At 70.4% G+C, this 16,130-nt stretch carries 9 protein-coding genes and 1 pseudogene; 5 read left to right on the top strand and 5 right to left on the bottom strand.

Translation table 11 applies throughout. The features are described from left to right. The coding region (locus Q8R27_RS06135) for a CoA-transferase (protein WP_305698178.1) at positions 1-205 on the bottom strand (205 nt) is incomplete at its 3' end. A gap of 136 nt (positions 206-341) precedes the next feature. Here Q8R27_RS06135 and Q8R27_RS06130 point away from each other — a divergent pair. Both Q8R27_RS06130 and Q8R27_RS06125 read left to right on the top strand, forming a co-directional pair. Continuing rightward, complete coding sequence (locus tag Q8R27_RS06130) at positions 342-2,201, top strand: monovalent cation:proton antiporter-2 (CPA2) family protein (protein WP_305698177.1); 1,860 nt, start codon at positions 342-344, stop codon at positions 2,199-2,201. A 10-nt stretch (positions 2,202-2,211) separates the two neighbouring features. Next, positions 2,212-3,147, top strand: a complete 936-nt coding sequence (locus Q8R27_RS06125) for an isopenicillin N synthase family oxygenase (RefSeq protein ID WP_305698176.1) — start codon at positions 2,212-2,214, stop codon at positions 3,145-3,147. Position 3,148: 1 nt separating this feature from the next. Here Q8R27_RS06125 and Q8R27_RS06120 read toward each other — a convergent pair whose 3' ends face one another. Further along, on the bottom strand, positions 3,149-4,957 hold the full coding sequence (locus tag Q8R27_RS06120) for a TadE/TadG family type IV pilus assembly protein (RefSeq protein WP_305698175.1): 1,809 nt from the start codon (positions 4,955-4,957) through the stop codon (positions 3,149-3,151). 251 nt (positions 4,958-5,208) lie between these two features. Here Q8R27_RS06120 and Q8R27_RS06115 point away from each other — a divergent pair, with 251 nt between their 5' ends. The 3 genes from Q8R27_RS06115 (at position 5,209) to pbpC (ending at position 13,861) form a co-directional block, all read left to right on the top strand. Then, positions 5,209-6,681, top strand: coding sequence for an NAD-dependent succinate-semialdehyde dehydrogenase (locus Q8R27_RS06115; protein ID WP_305698174.1), 1,473 nt, complete (start codon positions 5,209-5,211; stop codon positions 6,679-6,681). Between the two features lie 83 nt (positions 6,682-6,764). Next, the gene (locus tag Q8R27_RS06110; RefSeq protein ID WP_305698173.1) at positions 6,765-11,816 is read left to right on the top strand and encodes an alpha-2-macroglobulin; all 5,052 of its coding nucleotides are present in this window, start codon (positions 6,765-6,767) and stop codon (positions 11,814-11,816) included. Between the two features lie 47 nt (positions 11,817-11,863). After that, positions 11,864-13,861: a penicillin-binding protein 1C gene (gene pbpC / locus Q8R27_RS06105; protein ID WP_305698179.1), complete on the top strand. Its 1,998-nt coding sequence runs from the start codon at positions 11,864-11,866 to the stop codon at positions 13,859-13,861. Positions 13,862-13,864: 3 nt separating this feature from the next. Here the strand turns inward: pbpC and Q8R27_RS06100 are convergent, their stop codons facing one another. The 3 genes and pseudogenes from Q8R27_RS06100 to Q8R27_RS06090 form a co-directional block, all read right to left on the bottom strand. Next, on the bottom strand, positions 13,865-14,479 hold the full coding sequence (locus tag Q8R27_RS06100; RefSeq protein WP_305698172.1) for a carbonic anhydrase: 615 nt from the start codon (positions 14,477-14,479) through the stop codon (positions 13,865-13,867). Between the two features lie 59 nt (positions 14,480-14,538). Further along, positions 14,539-15,216, bottom strand: a complete 678-nt coding sequence (locus Q8R27_RS06095) for a fumarylacetoacetate hydrolase family protein (protein WP_305698171.1) — start codon at positions 15,214-15,216, stop codon at positions 14,539-14,541. Between the two features lie 39 nt (positions 15,217-15,255). Further along, positions 15,256-16,130, bottom strand: a pseudogene (locus tag Q8R27_RS06090) (hypothetical protein); the annotation flags it as partial.

Raw genomic sequence — 16,130 nt, 5'->3', positions numbered from 1 at the left:
TCTCCAGCAGCAGGCCCAGGCCGAAGCCGTCGACGCCGCTGTTGTTGGAGATCACGGTGAGGTTCTTGACGCCCGAGGCGCGGATCGCCGCGATCAGGTTCTCGGGGATGCCGCTGAGGCCGAAGCCTCCCGACATGATCGTCATGCCGTCGAAAAGCAGCCCGTCCAGCGCTTCGGCGGCGTCCTTATAGAGCTTTCTGGCCATGTAGCCGTGTTACGCGGCGCCGCAGCATTTGCAAGCCTGCAGCCATGAATTGCCCCGCGCGAATCCTGGAGCGAACGTCCATAATCCACGCATGGTGCAAACCTTGACCACCAACGCTCGCCGGAACGGCGCCTGAATGGATCAGCATTCGATCCTGCTGCAGGCGCTGGTCTATCTCGCCGCCGGCGTGATCTCGGTGCCGATCGCCAAGCGGTTGGGCCTGGGCTCGGTGCTTGGCTATCTGGTCGCCGGCGCGGCGATCGGCCCCTATGCGCTGAACCTGGTCGGCGAGGCCGGCGACGTCATGCGCGTCGCCGAGTTCGGGGTGGTCATCCTGCTGTTCCTGATTGGGCTGGAGGTGCGTCCCGCGCTGCTGTGGCGCATGCGCGGCGCGATCTTCGGCCTCGGCGGCGCGCAGCTCGTCGGGACCGCTGCGGTGCTGGCCGCGGCCGGCATGGCGATGGGGCTGGACGGACGCACGGCGCTCGCCGCCGGCCTGATCCTGGCCCTGTCGTCCACCGCCATCGTCCTGCAGAGTCTGGAAGAGAAAGGCCTGCGCCAGGGCGCGATCGGCGAGGCGGCGTTCGGCGTGCTGCTGTTCCAGGACTTGGCGGTCATCCCGCTGTTCGCCCTGCTGCCGTTGCTGGGCTCGGGCGTCGGCCACACGGAGGCCTCGGGCCACGGCTCGGCGCTGCTCGACGGCCTGCCGGGCTGGGTCGGCGCGCTGGCGGTGATGGCCGCTGTCGGCGTCGTGGTCGTCGGCGGTCGCTATCTGACCCGGCCGATGTTCCGGTTCATCGCCGCGGCCAGGCTGCGCGAGATCTTCACCGCCTCGGCCCTACTGCTGGTCGTGGCGGTCGCCGCCCTGATGCAGCTTGTCGGCCTGTCGCCAGCCCTGGGAGCCTTCCTGGCCGGCGTGCTGCTGGCCGAGAGCGAATTCCGCCGCGAGCTCGAGACCGACATCGAGCCGTTCCGCGGCCTGTTGCTGGGCCTGTTCTTCATCACCGTGGGCGCGGGGCTGGACTTCGCCATGGTCGCCGCCCAGCCGCTGCTGCTATTGGCCCTGGTCGGCGGCCTGATGTTGCTGAAGGTGCTGGTGATGTTCGCCGCGGCGCGGGCCGCGCGCCTGTCGCCCCGCGACGCTGCGGCGACCGCCGTGGCGCTGGCCCAGGGCGGAGAGTTCGCCTTCGTGCTCTTCGGCTTCGCACTGGGCGCCGGCGTGCTGGGCGCGGAGCAGGCCAAGCTGCTCACCGCCGTCGTCGCCCTGTCGATGGCTTGCACGCCGTTGGCCATGGCGGCGTTCGAGCGCTGGGTGCTGAAACATCCCGGCGCCGGCCTCGCCGAGCCCGAGGACACGCCCTACGACGACGGCGCGCCGGACGCGATCATCGCCGGGTTCGGCCGGTTCGGGCAGGTCACGGCCCGTCTGCTGATCGCCAACGATTTCCGCACCGTGACACTGGACGCCAGCATCGAGCAGATCGACACCCTGCGCCGCTTCGGCATGGAGGTTCACTACGGCGACGCCAGCCGCCTGGACCTGCTGCGCACCGCCGGCGCCGAAAAGGCCAGGCTGCTGGTGGTGGCGATCGACGACCGCGACAAGGCGCTGGAGATGGTGGAGATCGCCCGCCAGGCTTTTCCGCATCTGACCGTGCTGGCCCGCGCCTGGGATCGCCGCCACGCCTACGAGCTGCTCAGCAAGGGCGCCCACGAGGTGGAGCGCGAGACCTTCGAAGGCGGCCTTTCGATGGGCCGCCGCGCGCTCAAGCGCCTGGGCCTGAGCGACTACCGCGCCACCCGCGCGGCGACCTTATTCCGCCAGCACGACCGCACGCTGTTCGATCAGCTCGCGCCGATCTATGGCGAGGAGGAGCGCTTCATCCTCGCAACCCGTGCGTCGCGCGAGACCATGGACCAGCTGCTGCGCGCCGAGATGAGCCAGGTGGCCGAAGACGAACGCGTCGCCGAGGACGCCGGAAAGCCGACCGTTTAGGAGCAAGCCCGTGCCCTCCCCCGCCATCGTCCCGGTGTCCTTTGCGGACTTCGACCGCGACTTCGAGCGTTTCAGCCAGTCGCTGGGCGCGTCGTTCGAGCGCTATGGCTTCGCCGTGGTGGCCGACCACGAGCTGCCGGCCGCGCGGCTCGATGCGGCGCTGGGCGCGATCAAGGCCTTCTTCGCCATGCCCGAGGACGTGAAGCGCCGATACATCACAGGGGCCGGCGGACAGCGCGGCTACACAGCGTTCGGCATCGAGACGGCCAAGGGCGCCGCCCACCACGACCTGAAGGAATTCTGGCACGTCGGCCGCAACCTGCCGACCGGCCATCGCTACGCCGCCCAGATGCCGGAGAACGTCTGGCCCGAAGCGCCGGCTGACTTCCGGGAAGAGATGACCTGGCTCTACGGCGCGCTGGACGCCATGGGCGCCCGGATCCTCGAGGCCATCGCCGTCTACCTGGGGCTGGAACGAGGGTTCTTCGCGGCCACGGTGTCCGAGGGCAACTCCATCCTGCGGCTGCTGCACTACCCGCCGGTCGCCTTCGACGGCCCGCACGTTCGGGCCGGCGCCCACGAGGACATTAACGTCATCACCTTGCTGCTGGGCGCCGAGGAGGCGGGCCTGGAGGTGCTGGATCGCGACGGGCACTGGCTGCCGATCAATCCGCCGGAGGGCTCGCTGGTCTGCAACATCGGCGACATGCTGCAGCGGCTGAGCAACCATCGCCTGCCGTCGACCACCCACCGGGTGGTCAATCCAGCGCCGGAACGGCGAGGCGTGGCGCGCTACTCGACGCCGTTCTTCCTGCACTTCAACCCGGACTACGAGATCGTCACCCTGGCCGGCTGCGTGGGGCCAGACCGACCCGACCGCTATCCGCAGCCGATCACCGCAGACGACTTCCTCAAGGAGCGCCTGCGGGAGATCAAGTTGCTCTAGCCTAGTGCGATAGCCGCAGGCTGTTGATGTCGGCGCCGATCGCCTTGAACGCATCCTTCAACGCCGTGCCGCTGGTCGGCAGGTAGACGTGGTCGGGATCGGTGGCGCAGCCGTTGACGAAGTTGGTCGCCGTGGTGTCGCCGGTGATCTGGAAGCCCACGGTGTAGACCACGATATTGGCGGTCTTCATGTTCTCACACAGCGCCGCGGCCTGGGTGAAGGTGCTGCCGTTATTGCCGTTGCAGTTGATGTGATCCTTGATGCTGCCGCTGCCGGACAGCGAGTCCTGGGCGATCACGCCGTTGCAGTAGGTGGTGTTCAGCGCGCCGTCGGTCATCACCACGACCGCCTTCATGGTGTCGGGCGAGTTGTAGGCCGCGGGCCGGCTGGCGGCCGGGAAGATCGCGCCGAAGGTCGGCGAGACCATGTACCAGCCCCACGCCACGCCCGTCTGGCCGGCGGTGGAGCCGCCATCGTCGAGCAAGCCGATCGCGGCCTTGATGGCGGTCCTGTCCGACGACAGCGGAATGATCGTGTGGCTGATGCACGGGTTGGGCGTGTTGACCGTGGTCCCGGCCACCAGGTTGTCGCCGTCCGCCGCGTAGTTGAAGCCGACCGGCGTCGTGCTGGGCGCCACATCCGTATTGACGTTGGCCAGGAAGCGCTCGCTGACGCAGCTGGTCTTCTGGAAAATCTTCACCGCCGTCGAGTCGCCATTGGTGAAGCGCATGTACTCGCAGCCGTAGGTCGTGCAGTAGGCCGTGGTGCCAGAGGCGTAGGCGGCAGTTGGCCCGCTCGCGAAGAACAGGTTGAAGGTATTCGCCGCCTTGCTCCGCACGATGCCGACTATATCGCGCAGCGCGGTGCCGCTCGGGTTGTTGATATAGATATAGTCGTTGACGTTATAGCCATGGGCCGTCGAGGTGAACTGCGCGCTGCAGTCGGTGCGCACGCACTTCGTCACCTTGCCGCCGGACGAATAGGCGGTGAACGCCGAGCCATTGATGCCCTGGAGCTGGAAGGTGTTCGTGGTCTTGTTGGCGACCACGTACGGCGTGCCGTTGATCTGGGTCATGCCGCTGACGCCGGTGATCAGCACAGTGTTGCCGTTGGCGAACCCGTGGCTGGTGGCCGTGACGACGACCGGACTTGCGCGCGTGGCGCCGCTGATCGTCTTCTGCGTCCCCGAATACCAGCTCGAGTAGGCGGTGACCGCCTTGGTGCCGACGACAGCGCCACGGGCGGCGTCGCCATAGGTCCCGGGATTGACCCCCATCGACCACGGCACCACCGCGACCTTCGAATAGAACGGCGTCTGCTGGGTGCGCACGACGATGTCCACGAGGCTCTGGGCGGCGGTCCGCAGGTCGGAGATCTTGGTCCCGGACATCGAGCCGGTGATGTCGAGCACCAGGGCGACCTCGACGTTCTTCGATGAACGGATCACCTCAGTGTTGACGCTGACCGGGTGCGGCGACCAGAACCCGGGGGCGAGCGCCACCGGCGTGACCGACGCGCTGCCGACCACCTTGGTGTTGTTGTCGGTCAGGTGGAAGTCGGACGACGTCAGGGTCGAGCCGCGCACCAGGTGGAGGTTGGCGAGGAGCGCCTTGCCGGCCAGGGTGTTGATCTCGGCGTCGGTCTGGGCCGACGAACGCGCGGCGTAGAGCGCGGCGGCGTCGACCGCATCTTGCAGCTTCGCGCGCTGTTCTGTGGCTGTGTAGACGTCGAACAGGCCCAGGATCATCGGCGCGAGCACGACGACGGCCAGGGCGAAGATGATCGCCACCACGCCGCGCTCGTCGCGCATTCCGTCCTTCAACCGACTGCGCCCGCCCAGTGCGGCGGCAAGACGCAATATCGCTTGGATTCGCTGGCCCACGCCCAATCCCCGATCCTGTTTCGGGGCGATCCTAACCTCGACGCGGTAAACGAACGGCCCATAGACAGGGTAAATTTCGCTTTAGAATGTGAGACTTAAATTCTTCTGTCGGAAACCCGACAGCCGTTTCGAGGCCTCGCGCGTTCGGTGGAGGCGACCCGCCAACAAAAGGTTTCCCCATGACACCGCCGACTTCCCCAGACGACCTGAAGGGCGCAGCGCGCAAACTGATCCGCGAAGCTGCGCTGGTGGACGGCGCCTGGATCTCGGCCGGCGATGGCGCGATCGCGGTCGAGGACCCGTCCGAGCAGACCATCCTCGGCCACGTCCCATCGTTGACGGCGGATCAGGTGGACGAGGCCATCGCCGCGGCGGCCGACGCCTTTCCCGAATGGTCGCGGCGCAAGGCTCGGGAGCGCGGCGAGTTCCTGACGCGCTGGGCGGCGCTGATCACCGCCAACGAACAGGCGCTTGGGGCGCTGATCTCGTTGGAGAATGGCAAGCCGTTCGCCGAAGCGGTGGGCGAGGTCCGCTACGCCAACGCCTTCATCACCTGGTTCGCCGGCATCGCCGAACACCTGGACGGTCGCGCGATCGACAGCGGCAATGCACAGGACCTGATCCTGGCGTTCCGCGAGCCGGTCGGGCCGGTGGCCGCGATCACGCCGTGGAACTTCCCGGCCGCGATGATGACCCGCAAGGCCGCGGCGGCCTTCTGCGCCGGCTGCACCCTGGTCCTGAAGCCGGCCTCCGCGACGCCATTCACCGCCCTGGCGCTGGCCGCCCTGGCGTTGGAAGCCGGCCTGCCGCCGGGCTGCTTCTCGGTGGTCAGCGGCGCGCAAAGCGTTGTGGGCGCGCGTCTCACTGGATCAGCGGCGATCCGCAAGCTGTCGTTCACCGGATCCACCGAGGTCGGCCGCCTGCTCGCCGGCCAGTGCGCGCCGACCCTGAAGCGGTTGTCCATGGAGTTGGGCGGCGCGGCGCCCCTTCTGGTGCTGGACGACGCCGACCTGGAGCTGGCGGTGGCGGGAACCGTCGCCGGCAAATTCCGGGGGGCCGGTCAGACCTGCGTCTGCCCCAACCGCATCTATGTCCACGAGAGCATCCACGACGCCTTCCTGGAACGGCTCACCGAGCGCGTCGCGGCGCTCAAGGTCGGCAAGCCGTTCGAGCCCGGCGTGGAGATCGGCCCGTTGATCGACGCCAAGGCGGTGGAGAAGGTCGAGACCCACGTGGCGAAAGCCCTTGCCGACGGCGGCCGAGTGCTGACCGGCGGCGCGCGGCATGACCTGGGCGGGCGCTTCTTCCAGCCGACGGTGATCGCCGGCGCGGACGACGCGCTGTTCACCTGCGAGGAGACCTTCGGGCCCGTGTGCCCGGTGTTCAGCTTCCGCGACGACGATGAGGCGGTGGCGCGGGCCAACGCCAGCGAGTTCGGCCTGGCGGCCTTCGTGTTTTCGGAGAGCCTGAACCGCGCCATGCGGGTCGGCCGCGCCATCGATGCGGGCATCGTCGGGGTCAACACCGGCCTCGTCTCCAACCCCGCGAACCCGTTCGGCGGGGTCAAGCAGTCAGGCTATGGGCGCGAGGGATCGGCCTACGGGATCGACGATTATCTACAGGTGAAGTCGCTGACGCTCGCCCTGCGCTGATCGCACCCGAAAGGCGCAGCGGGGGCGATTGACGACAGCGTGGCTTTGCCATCCCATCCGGCTGGAATGTCGGGGATCATCGGATGAGCACGGGCGACGAAACCCCGCAATCGCCTGCGGCGGCGCAACCTGAGCGGCGCGCTGCGTGGTGGCGTCGGCTGGGCGCGCGCGGCGCCGTCCTGGCCGCCGCTGGCGTGGTGCTGGCGTCGTTCGGCGGTGGCTTCCTCACCGCCAAGGTCGCCGACGGCGACCTGTTCGCCAAGGCGCCCGCAAGCGCCGAGCCCGGCGCCTCCGGCTGGTCGCTTTTCGGCAAGCCCCGCGGCGTCAAGGCCGCCCGTCGCGGCGTGCCCAAGCCCGAAGGCTTTGCGGTGTGGCGCTCGCGCATCGACACCGCCCAGGCCCAGCCGCTGGCCTGCGTCGAACTCACCCGTCCGCTGGACCCCGCCAAGCCCTACGCCGACTTCGTGCTGGTCTCTCCCGACCTGGGCGCCCAGCCAGCGGTGTCGGTGAAGGGCGCGGAGCTGTGTGTCGCCGGCCTCGGTTTCACCGATCGCCGCATCACCCTGCTCAAGGGCTTGCCCGGCCGCGGCGGCGAGACCCTGGCCGCCAACGCCGATGTCGACTTCACCTTCGGCGAGAAGCCGCCGTTCGTGGGCTTCGCCGGCGAAGGCGTGATCCTGCCCCGCGAACAGTCGGACGGTATCGGCATCGAGACAGTCAACGTCAGCCGCCTGGCGATCGAGGTCTGGCGCGTCGCCGATCGCAACCTGGTGCGCAAGTCGATCAGCGCCCCCGACCCCACCAGCGAAGGCGACTATCCAGGCGACTATGGCGACGACAGCCCCGACGGCGAAGGCCGACGCGTCTGGAAGGGCGAGATTGACGTCGCCAGCCAGGCGGGTCAGCGCGCCACCACCGTCTTCCCCCTGGGCGCGGTGCTCAAGGAGATGCAGCCCGGCGGCTATGTGATCAAGGCGCGCGACGCCTCGGGCGGGCGCTCGCTGAAGGCCGGCGAAGGCGACGAGGATGACGGCTACGATCCCAATCCGCCGGCCCAGGCCCGCCGTTGGGTGATCTTCACCGACATGGCGTTGTCGGCCTACGACGGTTCCGAAGGGCTGGACGTGGTCGTCCGCTCCCTGCAGACCGCGAAGATCCTGCCAGGCCTCAAGGTGGCGCTGGTGGCGCGCAACGGCGAGACCCTCGCCGAGGCCAAGACCGATTCCGTCGGCCGTGTGCGCTTCGACCGCCCCCTGCTGGAGGGCGAAGGCGCGGGCGACGCCAAGATGGTGATGGCCTACGGCGCCCAGGGCGACTTGGCCGTGCTGGACCTGGAACGCGCGCCGGTGGACCTGTCGAAACAGGGGATCGGCGGACGCACCGACGCCGAGCCGGGCCGCGCGGCGGCCACCGCCGTCGACGGCTTCGTCTACGCCGACCGCGGCATCTACCGCCCAGGCGAAACCGTCCACCTGAACGCCCTGCTGCGCGACCGCGAGGCGCGTGCGGTCAAGGACCGCGCCGGCGTGATCATCGTCAAGCGACCCTCTGGCGTGGAGTACAGGCGCTTCCGCTTCGAGCGCACGCCGTTGGGTGCGGCCGCCGCCGACATCGCCCTGCCCAAGGCCGCGCCGCGCGGCCGCTGGAATGTCAGCGTCGAGATCGACGGGCTGGAGAACCCGGTCGGCAGCTTCGCCTTCGCGGTCGAGGACTTCGCACCCCAACGCCTTGGCGTCACGGTCACCGGCCAGGACGCGGTCCCGATCGGCGCAGGCGAAACCCGCGCCGTCGAGGTCGCCGCACGCTTCCTCTACGGCGCGCCCGGCGCCGGCCTGCAGACCCAGGGCGAAGCGCGCCTCAAGGTCGACACCGACCCGTTCCCGCAGTTCGCGGACTACCAGTGGGGCGACCAGCGCGAGCCGTTCGCCGAGAAGTTCATCGCGCTCGGCGAGACGGTCACCGACGCCGAAGGCCGCGCGGTGCTGAACCTGTCCTCTGAAGAGGCCAGCGACACCACCCAGCCGCTGATCGCCGCCTTCACCGCCTCGGTGTTCGAGCCCGGCGGCCGGCCAGTGCGCGAGGCGGTCTCGCTGAAGGTCCGCACGCAACCGGTCTATCTGGGCGTCAAGGTCGACCAGGGCGAAGCCTCGGGCCGCGGCGATCCCACCGTCAGTTTCGACGTCATCGCCGCCGACCGCACAGGCCGGCGCATCGCCCAGTCCGGCGTGTCCTATTCGCTGGTCGCCGAGAACTGGGACTACGACTGGTTCCAGCAGGACGGCCGCTGGCAGTGGCGGCGCACCAGTCGCGACGTGGTCGTCCAGCGCGGAACCCTGAACGTCGGCGCCGCCCAGCCGGCCCGTGTCTCGCGCCGCCTCGGCTGGGGCGATTATCGTCTGGAGCTGACCAGCGCAGAAGGCGCCAAGAGCATCGTGCGCTTCGCCTCCGGCTGGGGCGCGCCCGCCAAGGACGTCGAGGCGCCCGACTTCGTGCGCGTCAGCGCCGGCGTGAAGGCCTATGCGCAAGGCGACACCGTCGAGATCACCCTGAAGCCGCCCTATGCCGGCGAGGCCCAGGTGGCGGTGGCCACCGACCGGCTGATCGACTTCAAGACCGTGACGGTGGGCGCCGACGGCGCGACCGTGCGCCTGAAGACCAACGCCGCCTGGGGCGGCGGCGCCTATGTGCTGGTCAGCGTCATCCAGCCGCGCGATCCGGTCGCCTCGCCCAAGCCGAAGCGGGCGTTGGGGCTGGTCTACGTGCCGCTCGACCCGAAGAACCGCAAGCTGACGGTGGAGCTGGGGACGCCGGCCAAGATCGACGCCAAACAGGCGCTGGAGGTGCCGATCACCATCAAGGGCGCCGGCTTCGCCGGCCGCGCCCGCGTGACGCTCGCCGCCGTCGACGAGGGCATCCTCGCGCTCACCCGCTTCGAGAGCCCTGATCCGGTCAAATGGTACTTCGGCAAGCGGGCGCTGACGCTCGACTACCGTGACGACTACGGCCGGCTGCTGGACCCGAACCTGGGCGCGCCCGCCAACGTGAACTTCGGGGCCGACGAGATCGGCGGCGAAGGCCTGACCGTCACCCCGATCCGCACCGTGGCCATGTGGTCGGGGCTGGTGGAGACCGGCCGCGACGGCAAGGCGGTGATCCGCCTGCCGGCGCCCGACTTCAACGGCGAGCTGCGGCTGATGGCGGTGGCCTGGACCGACGAGGCCGTCGGCGGCGCCTCCAAACCGTTGACCGTGCGTGAGGCCGTGGTCAGCGACCTCGCCCTGCCGCGCTTCCTGGCGCCCGGCGACCGCGCCTTCGCGACCCTGGAGCTGCACAATCTCGAAGGCCGTGTCGGCGCCTATGTCGCCGAGATGACCTCGAAGGGCGGCGTCCTCGCTCCGTTCCGCAAGGCCTTCCAGCTGGCGCTCGGCCAGCGGATCGCCGAGCGGATTCCGTTCAACGCGCCTAACCGGGCCGGGATCGGCGAGATCGGGTTCAAGGTCACAGGTCCGGGCTTCAGTTCGGCGCGCGACTACCCGATCCAGACCCGATTGGGCTGGAGTCCGATCACCCGCACCACCTACGCCCTGCAGAAGCCCGGCGAGGCGTTCACCCCAGCCTCGGCGCTGCTGGGGGGCCTGGCGGCTGGCGATGCGACGCTACAGGTCAGCTACTCGCCGTTCCGCGGCTTCGACCCCGCGCCCTTGGCCAATGCGCTGAACCGCTATCCATACGGCTGCACCGAACAGCTCGTGTCGGGCGCCTACCCACTGCTCTACGCGGGTCAGACGGCCAACGATCCGAAGGTGCTGCGCGCCTCGAACGGCCTGAACGCCGCAGTGGGCAAGCTGCTCGACCGCCAGACCCTCGACGGCGCCTTTGGCCTGTGGCGGGTCGGCGACGGCGAGGCGGATGGTTGGCTCGGCGCCTACGCCACCGACTTCCTGGTCGAGGCGAAACGCGCCGGCGCGCCGGTGCCGCAGGCCGCCCTCGATCGCGCGCTGGCCGCCATGCGCCAGATCTCGCGCCCCGAGGGCTTCTCGTCGGTCTCCTACCGCCTCGAGTATCCGGAGTGGTGGGCCGGATCGCCCGAAGCCTCGCGCAAGGCGACGGCGGCGATGCGCTCCCGCGCCTCGGCCTACGCCCTCTACGTGCTGGCCAAGGCGGGACGCGGCGACCTCGCGCGCTTGCGCTGGTGGCACGACGTGCAGATGAAGACCGAGGATTCGCCGATCGCCAAGGCGCAGGTGGGTGCGGGTCTCGCCATGATGGGCGACAAGGCGCGGGCCCGTTCCGCCCTGCGCCAGGCCGCCCGTTCCCTGGGCTACCGCGAGGACAGCGACTGGTATCAGAGCCCGCTGCGCGACCTGGCCGCGGTGATCAGCCTCTCCTACGAGGCCGGCGAGCCGGAACTCGCCCGCAGCCTCCAGGGTCGCCTCGACGGCGCGGTGAAGGACCCTGACGCGCTGAACACCCAGGAACAGGCTCGCCTGCTGCAAGCCGCGAACGCCATGCTCAAGGCGGCCGGACGCATCCGCATCGAGGCCCAGGGCGCAAATCCGCTCAGCGCCGCGGGCGGCGCGCCACGCTGGTCGGTGGGCAAGCTGGCCGACGCGCGGTTCGTCAACGCCGGCGCCGGCGCGCTTTGGCGTACGGTGACTGTCGCCGGCACGCCGATCGCGCCGCCCGCAGCCGAGGCCAACGGCCTGTCGCTGTCCAAGCGCCTGCTGCGCCTCGACGGCTCTCCCGCCGATCCTGCGACATTGCGCCAGGGCGAGCGGGTGATCGTGTTGATCGCCGGTCGCTCGACGCAGGCGCGCTCGTCCGCCCTGGTGGTCGACGATCCCCTGCCCGCAGGCTTCGAGATCGAGACGGTCCTCGGCGCCGACGACGCGCAGAGCGGGCCTTTCAAGTTCCTGGGCGAACTGTCAGGGGCCGATGTGCAGGAGTCACGCGACGACCGGTACGTGGCGGCCATGGACCTTCCGGGCAAATCCAGCTTCGCCTTCGCCTATGTGGCGCGGGCCGTGACGCCGGGCGACTTCCTGCTGCCGGGGGCCCAAGCCCGCGATATGTACCGTCCGAGCTTCAACGCGCGCACCGAGGCCGGCCGCACGGCGATCGCGCCGGGGCTCTAGGGCCCGTGCGCGGCGCGCGCGCGCTGACGCGGGCCCTGCTCGGCGTGATGGCGGCGCAGGGCCTGCTGTTCGCCGCCGACACGGCGTTTCCGCCGAACCTGGCGCGCGGCGAACGCTCTTCGCCCGTGGTGCTAGACCGGCACGGCGGCTGGCTGCGCGCCCTGCCGGTGGAGAACGGCCGCTGGCGCATCCGCGCCGATCTGGCGCGCACCGATCCTGGCTTCCTGGCTCGGCTGATCGCCGTGGAGGATGCGCGCTTCTGGCTTCACCCCGGCGTCGACCCGATCGCCGTGGTCCGCGCCGCGGCGTCCAGCGCCGCCCACGGGCGCGTGGTGTCGGGCGCCTCGACGCTCACCATGCAGACCGCACGCCTGCTGGAGCCCAGGCCACGCACGCCGCTGGCCAAACTCATCGAGATGTGGCGCGCGGTTCAACTCGAGGCGCGCTTTTCGAAGAAGCAGATCCTCGGCCTCTATCTGACGCTGGCGCCCTACGGCGGCAATCTCGAGGGTGTGCGCGCCGCCAGCCTCGCCTACTTCGGACATGAGCCGGAGACGCTCACCGACGGCGAGCAGGCGCTGTTGATCGCCCTGCCCCAGGCGCCCGAGGCACGGCGTCCGGACCGCCGCCCCGACGCAGCCCGCGCCGCCCGCGGTCGGGTGCTAGACAAGATGATCCGCGCGCGCCGCATCACCGAGAGCGCCGCGGCCGAGGCGCAGGACGAGCACCTGCCCAGGCGCAGCCCGTTCCCGGCCTTGGCCTGGCATGCCGCCGGCGAACTGGCCCGCCAGGCCCGCGCGTCCCAGGCCTCTGTGGTCTCGACCATCGACCCGGCGTTGCAGGCGCGGCTGGAGACGCTGGCCGCCTCCACCGCCCGCGCCCAGGGGCCGGAGGCGACCGCGGCCATCCTCGTGGTGGAGATAGACGGCCGCGCGGTGCGCGCCGCGGTCGGCTCCGGCGGGCTGGACCGCCCCGGCGGCTGGATCGACATGACGCGGGCCTATCGGTCGCCCGGCTCGGCGCTGAAGCCATTCATCTACGCCTTCGCCTTCGACGACGGCCTGGCCGCGCCCGACACCCGCATGGACGATGCGCCACGACGCTTCGCCGACTATCAGCCGGAGAACTTCGACCGTGTGTTCCACGACAAGGTGACGGTGCGCGAGGCGCTGACCCATTCGCTGAACATGCCGGCGGTCGAGACGCTGGAGCGCCTGGGCCCCGCCGCGTTCGAAGGGCGGATGACCGCCGTCGGCGTCAAGCTGGTGCGCCCGAAGCTGGCGACCCGCGACGCCGGCCTGGCGCTGGCGCTGGGCGGCGTGGGGATCAGCCTGCGCGATCTTGCGGTGCTCTATGCGGCCCTGGGTGACGGCGGGCTCGCCAAGCCGTTGGCGTGGACGCAGGTCGACGCCGACCGCCGTCGCCATGAGGGCGGCCGCAGGCTGGTGCGCGCCGAGGCCGCCGCCCAGGTGCTGGACATCCTGCGCGAGACCCCGCCGCCGGCCGGGGCCAGCCCCACGGCGCTGGCCCGGGGGCGGCCGCTGATGGCGTTCAAGACCGGCACCTCGTACGGATTCCGCGACGCCCTGGCGGCCGGTGTAATCGGCCGCTACGCGGTGGTGGTCTGGACGGGACGCGCCGACGGCGGCGCACGCGGCGGGCTCACCGGGCGCGACGCCGCCCTGCCGATGCTGTTCGAGGCCGCGGACCTGATTGATGCGCCGCCCGCGGCGCCCCGGCCGATCGCCCCGCCCTCGGCCCCGACCTCGCTGGCGCGCCTGGAGCAGCCGGCGCAGGGGCCAAAGCTGATCTTCCCGCCAGACGGGGCGACAGTGCAGGTGGCGGGGTTCGGGCCGGGTTCGCGTGGTCTCGCGCTCGCGGCCAGCGGATCAGGCCTCGCCTGGTTCGTGGACGGCCGTCCGCTGTCGTCCGACCCGACCAGCGGGCGCGTACTGTGGCGCCCGGCCGGACCGGGGTTCTATCGGCTGATGGTGGTCGATCCCGACGGACGCAAGGCCCGCGCGCGGGTGCGGATCAAGGGATGAGGCCTAGCCCAGCCTCGCCAGTTCCGCGGGGTCGGCGACGCTGACGTCCAGATCGTTCACCAGTCCGGTGCTCAGCGAATACACCCAACCGTGGACCGTCAGCTCCTGGCCTCGCGCCCAGGCGTCCTGGACGAACACGTCGGAGGCGACGTTGCGCACCTGGCGGATGACGTTCAGCTCGCACAGCCGGTTCAGCCGTTCGGTGTCGTCGCCGATCGCCTCCAACTCGTGGCGGTGTTCGTGGTGCACCTCGCGGATCGGATGCAGCCAGTGATCGACCAGGCCGCGGCGCTGGCCGTCGACGGCCGCCGCCACGCCGCCGCAACCGTAGTGGCCGACGACCATGATGTGCTTCACCTTGATCACGTCGACGGCGAACTGCAGCACCGACAGGTAGTTGGCGTCCTGTGGCGGCGCGAGATTGGCGACGTTGCGGTGGACGAACAGCTCGCCCGGATCGAGGTCGACGATCTCGTTGGCCGGGACGCGGCTGTCGGAGCAGCCGATCCACAGGTATTCGGGCGCCTGCTGGCCGACCAGGCGGGCGAAATAGCTGGGGTCGCCGGCGATCTTGCGCTGCGACCAGGCGCGGTTGTTTTCGAGGAGGTGTTTGAGCATCGTCCCGCGCCATACGTCCAGCCGGCGCGCGCCGCAACCCCGTTGCTGCAGTGCAGCAGTCAGATCAAGGTGAACGCCAGCGCGCCGACGCCTTCGACCTCGCCCGACACCCGGTCGCCGCGCGAGACGGGGCCGACGCCTTCCGGCGTGCCGGTGAAGATCAGGTCGCCGGGTTCCAGCCGCCACAGGCGCGACGCCTCGGCGATCACCTCGGCGACATTCCAGATCATGTCGGCGACCCGGCCGTCCTGGCGGACCTGACCGTTCACCGCCAGACTGATGCGCCCCTGGGGCGGCGGCCCCATCCAGGGACGGATCGACGAGATCGGTCCCGAAGCGTCAAAGCCCTTGGAGCTGTCCCACGGCCTCGCCTGGGCCTTGGCCTCGTTCTGCAGGTCGCGGCGGGTGAGATCGACGCCGACCGCGTAGCCGTAGACCAGGTCCAGCGCCTGGCCGGGTGTCAGGTCGACCCCGCCACCCGACAGCGCCGCGACCAGCTCGATCTCATGATGCAGGTCCGAGGTCGCCTGCGGATAGGCCACCGCATCGGCGAACACCACCGCGTCCGCCGGCTTCGCGAAGAAGAACGGCGGGTCGCGTTCGTCGGCCCCCATCTCGCGCACGTGGGCGGCGTAGTTGCGCCCGACGCAGATCACCCGGCGGATGGGAAAGGTCGAGGATTCGCCCAGCACCGGCACGGCGGTGATCGGCGGCGGCGGAAAGATGTAGGCGTCCATCCCCAAGGGGTAACGCGGCGCGCGCCTCGGCGTAAAGGCTCAGGACTTGCGGAGCAGCTCGGCGACCGCCGCGGCGACCTGGGTCACGTCGTACGGCTTGCGGATGATCGGCGCGTCGAAACCCTGCGGGCCGCCGCCGGCGTCGCCATAGCCGGTGGCGAACACGAACGGCGTGCCCCGCGCCGCCAGGGCCTCGGCCACCGGGGTGACCGATCGACCGTTCAGATTGGCGTCCAGCACCGCGGCGTCTATCGGCTGGTCCAGCAGGGCCAGCGCCTCCTCGAGCTCGTAGGCGGGTCCGACGATCGTCGCCCCGGCCTCGGCGAGGCCCGTTTCCAACTCGAGCGCCAGCAGCACGGCGTCCTCGACGATCAGCACGCGGGCGCCACGCAGGTCGACCGCGCCGCCGCCGTGGTCGGATTCCAGCGGCCGGGACGCAGGCGCCTCGGGAACGGTGTCCGGTCGATCGACGATCGCCGCCGGCCCGGCGCGCAGCCGCGCGGTGACGCCGGACGGGCGGTATTCGACGGTGGTGTCGCCGTTCAGCTCACGGCCGGTGACCTGGCTCAGCAGGGTCGAGCCGAAACCGCGGTGGGTGGGCGCTGACACGCGCGGGCCGCCGGTCTCGATCCAGGTCAGCTCGAAGCCGCCGTCGCGGGCCTTGCTCCAGCGCAGGTCCACCCTGCCGATGTCGGTGGAGAGTGCGCCGAACTTCACCGCATTGGCGGCGAGCTCGTGCAGCGCCAGCGACAGGGCGTTGGCCGCGCGCGGCGTCAGGAACAGCTCAGGGCCTTCCCAGTGCGTCTGCGAGGGCGCGAGCGGCCCCAGCTCCGCCGCCGCCAGATGATCGATGGCCGCGCCGCGCCAGCGGGCTGCGGTGAGCAGTTCATTGGCCGAACCCATCGCCTTCAACC

The sequence above is a fragment of the Phenylobacterium sp. genome (genome assembly GCF_030697305.1).
In the GTDB taxonomy this organism is placed as follows: Bacteria; Pseudomonadota; Alphaproteobacteria; order Caulobacterales; family Caulobacteraceae; genus Phenylobacterium.
The sequence above is the reverse complement of the archived record's forward strand: the minus strand, read 5'-3'. Positions and strand labels throughout refer to the sequence as shown.

Excerpts from the sequence above, each read along its gene's own strand:
- Q8R27_RS06130 (WP_305698177.1), top strand. The coding sequence starts at position 342 with ATGGATCAGCATTCGATCCTGCTGCAGGCGCTGGTCTATCTCGCCGCC.
- Q8R27_RS06120 (WP_305698175.1), bottom strand. The coding sequence starts at position 4,957 with ATGCGCGACGAGCGCGGCGTGGTGGCGATCATCTTCGCCCTGGCCGTC.
- Q8R27_RS06115 (WP_305698174.1), top strand. The coding sequence starts at position 5,209 with ATGACACCGCCGACTTCCCCAGACGACCTGAAGGGCGCAGCGCGCAAA.
- Q8R27_RS06110 (WP_305698173.1), top strand. The coding sequence starts at position 6,765 with ATGAGCACGGGCGACGAAACCCCGCAATCGCCTGCGGCGGCGCAACCT.
- pbpC (WP_305698179.1), top strand. The coding sequence starts at position 11,864 with ATGGCGGCGCAGGGCCTGCTGTTCGCCGCCGACACGGCGTTTCCGCCG.
- Q8R27_RS06100 (WP_305698172.1), bottom strand. The coding sequence starts at position 14,479 with ATGCTCAAACACCTCCTCGAAAACAACCGCGCCTGGTCGCAGCGCAAG.
- Q8R27_RS06095 (WP_305698171.1), bottom strand. The coding sequence starts at position 15,216 with ATGGACGCCTACATCTTTCCGCCGCCGCCGATCACCGCCGTGCCGGTG.